The organism is Rhodoluna sp. (genome assembly GCF_024639375.1).
GTDB lineage: Bacteria > Actinomycetota > Actinomycetes > Actinomycetales > Microbacteriaceae > Rhodoluna.
Genome location: NZ_JAHEIM010000022.1, coordinates 1 through 3356, shown reverse-complemented (window position 1 = coordinate 3356; position 3356 = coordinate 1). Strand labels below are relative to the sequence as shown.

The window sequence follows — 3356 nt, the reverse complement described above, 5'->3', positions numbered from 1 at the left end:
CTGAGCTTTAACTACCGGCGCAACTCCGGCAATGCTTAGTGCAACGTTGTATTTCTCGATGAATTGCATTTCAACTACTGAAATCAGCTGTGTTGATTTCTTTCATGTACTTGCTGAAGGTAATTGCTGCGCCAATTGCAAGCACCAGCGAAGCCAGTGCAAAGTAAACCGGCTGCACACCAAATGCGTCAACTGCGATGCCCGCGAAAACCATTGAAATCATTGGCCCACCAGACCAGATAACCATTTCGAGACTGAACACTCGACCGCGTTTGCTTGGCGGAATCTTGCGCTGAATCACTGTGTTTAGCAGCGGTGTCATTGGGCCCCAAGCCAAGCCAAGCACCAAACCAAAAATGATGAGCATAAAGTATGGCGGCAAGAACGACATTGCCAAGTTCGAAAGTGCAACACCCAAGATGGCGAATCTAAAGATGCTGCTGTACTTGAAAATCTTCGAAAGCTTTTCAAACGAAAGCGAACCAATCACAGTGGTTGCTGCCATGGTTGAAAGCAAAATGCCAAGGCTCTGCGGGTCATGCTTTGCGTTGAAGTAGTTAGGCAGAACCACCATCTCGGTAGGCAAATAAATCATGGCCAAGGTCATTACACCGGCCAACATAATTGCTACGGATGGCGTTTTGAAAATAATTGTGAAGCCTTCAACGGCGAACTTAAACAAATTCTTTTCGGCTTCGTGGTCTTCTTTGTGTTCGCGTGCTTTCACCGGCAACATAAACAACGCCGAAACCGCACCGAATGCAGCGATTACATAAAAGGTGTTGTAAACACCGATCCAGCCAATGCAGAACGAGGCGATAGCTGGGCCAACCGCAAAGCCTGAAGCAAAAACGGCTTCTTGAATTGAGTTGGCTCGCTCGAGTGAAAGGCCGGCAACGCGAGCCACATCGGGCACAAATGCCTTGCGTGCAGTGCCCGAGCCCGAGCCCACGGTTGAACGCAATGTGCCAAGCGCAATTAGCAACGGAAAAGTGATGACCCAAACATTTGCAATAAATGGAATTAGCAGAGTCACCAGTGCGGTGAGAATTTCAATCACGATTCCGGTTTTGCGGCGACCGAATTTGTCAACGATTGATCCCATTACAGGAGCAAGAAGCAATCCGGGGATAGATGTGATGGCAATTGCTAGGCCGGCGCTAGTTGCTGAGCCGGTTAGTTGAATTGCAAGCCACGGAAACGCCATGAAAACCATGGAGCCCGAAACGACGCTGAGCCCAGAACTTATCTGGGTTAAAACAAAGGGTCTGCGAGTGCGTTTCTCGTTAGCGAAGGTCAAGGTCATCAAGACTTACCGCTGACAAATATCGGTAGCCAGCATCCCCGATCACTTTGTCGGCACCGGTGTCGCGATCAACCACGGTGGCAACCGCAACAATGATTGCGCCTGCTTCTTCGAGTGCCTGTGCGGCGGTTAGTGGTGAGCCGCCGGTGGTTGAGGTGTCTTCAACCACAATTACTTTTTTGCCCTTTACATCTGGGCCTTCAACCTGACGACCCATGCCGTGAGCTTTGGCTGCCTTGCGAACTACAAAGGCGTCTACTGCACGGCCTCGGGATGCCGCCTGGTGCATGATTGCGGTGGCCACCGGGTCTGCACCCATCGTCAAACCACCAACTGCATCGAATTCGGTGATGCCAGCAGCATCGAGCATGTCTAGCATTACCTGGCCAATCAGCGGAGCGGCTTCGTGGTGAAGGGTCGCACGACGAAGGTCAACGTAGTAGTCGGCTTCGATTCCGCTAGAAAGAGTGACTCGCCCGTGCACTACCGCCAACTGCTTAATCAGTTCAACGAGGCGTGGTTTTGAAGGCGAGCTAAAGGTCATGAGTTCAGTTTACCTAAGCGCATTTAGGCTAGAAGCATGCGCATCGCCACCCACAACGTAAATTCAATTCGCACCCGTGTAGACCGAGTGGTTTCATGGCTTGAGCGCACAAGCACTGATGTTTTGGCGATGCAAGAGATCAAATGCAAGCCAGATCAGTTTCCTTATAAGCAGTTTGAAGATGCCGGTTACAAGATCTACATGCACGGCCTAAACCAATGGAACGGCGTAGCTTTTGCCAGCCGCATTGAGGCTGAGGACATCGAAGTTGGCTTCAATGGCATTCCGCCATTTGGCAAAGAAGGTAAAGAAGCCGTTGAAGAGGCTCGTGCGCTGGGTGCAACCTTCGATGGCGTGCGGCTTTGGTCACTTTATGTGCCGAATGGCCGCGACATTGGCGACCCACACTATCACTACAAGCTCGAGTGGCTAGATCGACTGGCTTCGAATGTGGCCGAGTGGCAAGAGCACGAACCCGAGCTGCCGTTGGCTTTGATGGGTGATTTCAACATTGCCCCTTTGGATACTGACGTTTGGGACATTGCGGATTTTGCAGGCCTCACCCACGTGACACCCGAAGAGCGCCAGGCCTTTGAGGCTTTTGAGCAAATTGGAATGATCGATGTGGTTCGTGAACGCGTTCCCGATGGCTACACCTACTGGGATTACCAGCAATTGCGATTCCCTCGTAACGAAGGAATGCGCATCGATTTTATTTTGGGCAACGATGCTCTTGCCGATCGAGTTACCTCGGCAGCGATTGATCGCGACGAGCGCAAGGGCGAGGCGCCAAGCGACCACGTGCCCGTGGTCATCGATTTAAACTAGGTCGCAGGCTTCGAAATATTTTTATCTTTCACAATGCGGTGACCCCAGCGGATCCAAGCTCGTTCGTGAAAATAATAGAGAACTGATTCGCCTGCGGTTTGTATCAAAGCAATAGCCAGACCAGTTTCAACGCTGCCGGTGAATGCATAACCGATGCTAAACATCATCACATTGTGAAACGAATACCACGTGATGCTTTTCACGATGCTTTTCTTTTTGCTGTCCACGGCTGGCCCCTCTCAACCCTTAAAGGTTAGCCACCTTTTGCGTTCGGTCTCACTCAACTTTTCAATTGAATAGCGCAGCATTGTGCGAGGCATTCGATTTGCATGCTCATGCAAAAATGCGCGCAGCACATCGCTCTCACGATTTCCTACTTCACGCAGCATCCATCCGACGGCTTTGTGCATTAAATCTTGATCGTCTTTGAGCAGCTTCTTGGCAAGGCGCAAAATTTCATCAAAGCGATAATCGCGGATGAATGCTGCGGTGAACAACACGGCAGTTCTGCGTTCCCAAAGTGAATCGCTGGCAGCAAGCGAATTCAGAAGTTTGTCGGTTCCAGTGCGGCCAATTAGCAATTCACCAAAGTAAGGCGCAGTGCTATCAACGAGATCCCAATTGTTGACCCGTTGGGCATAAACATTTTGCAAATAGAAATCAAAGAGTTCGGTGCGA

5 protein-coding genes are annotated in these 3356 nt (G+C 50.6%); 1 reads left to right on the top strand and 4 read right to left on the bottom strand.

Annotated features, from left to right (window positions below; genetic code table 11):
- Positions 1-70 precede the first annotated feature (70 nt).
- Entirely contained in the window at positions 71-1306 is a 1236-nt protein-coding gene (locus tag Q0L28_RS06460; protein WP_296633167.1) for an MFS transporter, read from the bottom strand.
- Positions 1287-1850: an orotate phosphoribosyltransferase gene (pyrE, locus tag Q0L28_RS06455; protein WP_296633164.1), complete on the bottom strand. Its 564-nt coding sequence runs from the start codon at positions 1848-1850 to the stop codon at positions 1287-1289. The genes Q0L28_RS06460 and pyrE overlap by 20 nt, the downstream gene beginning before the upstream one ends.
- A gap of 36 nt (positions 1851-1886) precedes the next feature.
- Here pyrE and Q0L28_RS06450 point away from each other — a divergent pair, with 36 nt between their 5' ends.
- On the top strand, positions 1887-2678 hold the full coding sequence (locus tag Q0L28_RS06450; protein ID WP_296633161.1) for an exodeoxyribonuclease III: 792 nt from the start codon (positions 1887-1889) through the stop codon (positions 2676-2678).
- Here Q0L28_RS06450 and Q0L28_RS06445 read toward each other — a convergent pair.
- Together Q0L28_RS06445 and Q0L28_RS06440 are read right to left on the bottom strand one after the other, a co-directional pair.
- Positions 2675-2881 (bottom strand): DUF2061 domain-containing protein, encoded by a 207-nt coding sequence (locus Q0L28_RS06445; RefSeq protein WP_296633159.1) that lies wholly within the window; start codon positions 2879-2881, stop codon positions 2675-2677. The two genes, Q0L28_RS06450 and Q0L28_RS06445, sit on opposite strands and share 4 nt — an antisense overlap.
- 36 nt (positions 2882-2917) lie before the next feature.
- Positions 2918-3356: DNA alkylation repair protein (locus Q0L28_RS06440; protein ID WP_296633157.1), on the bottom strand; the 439-nt coding region annotated here is incomplete at its 5' end.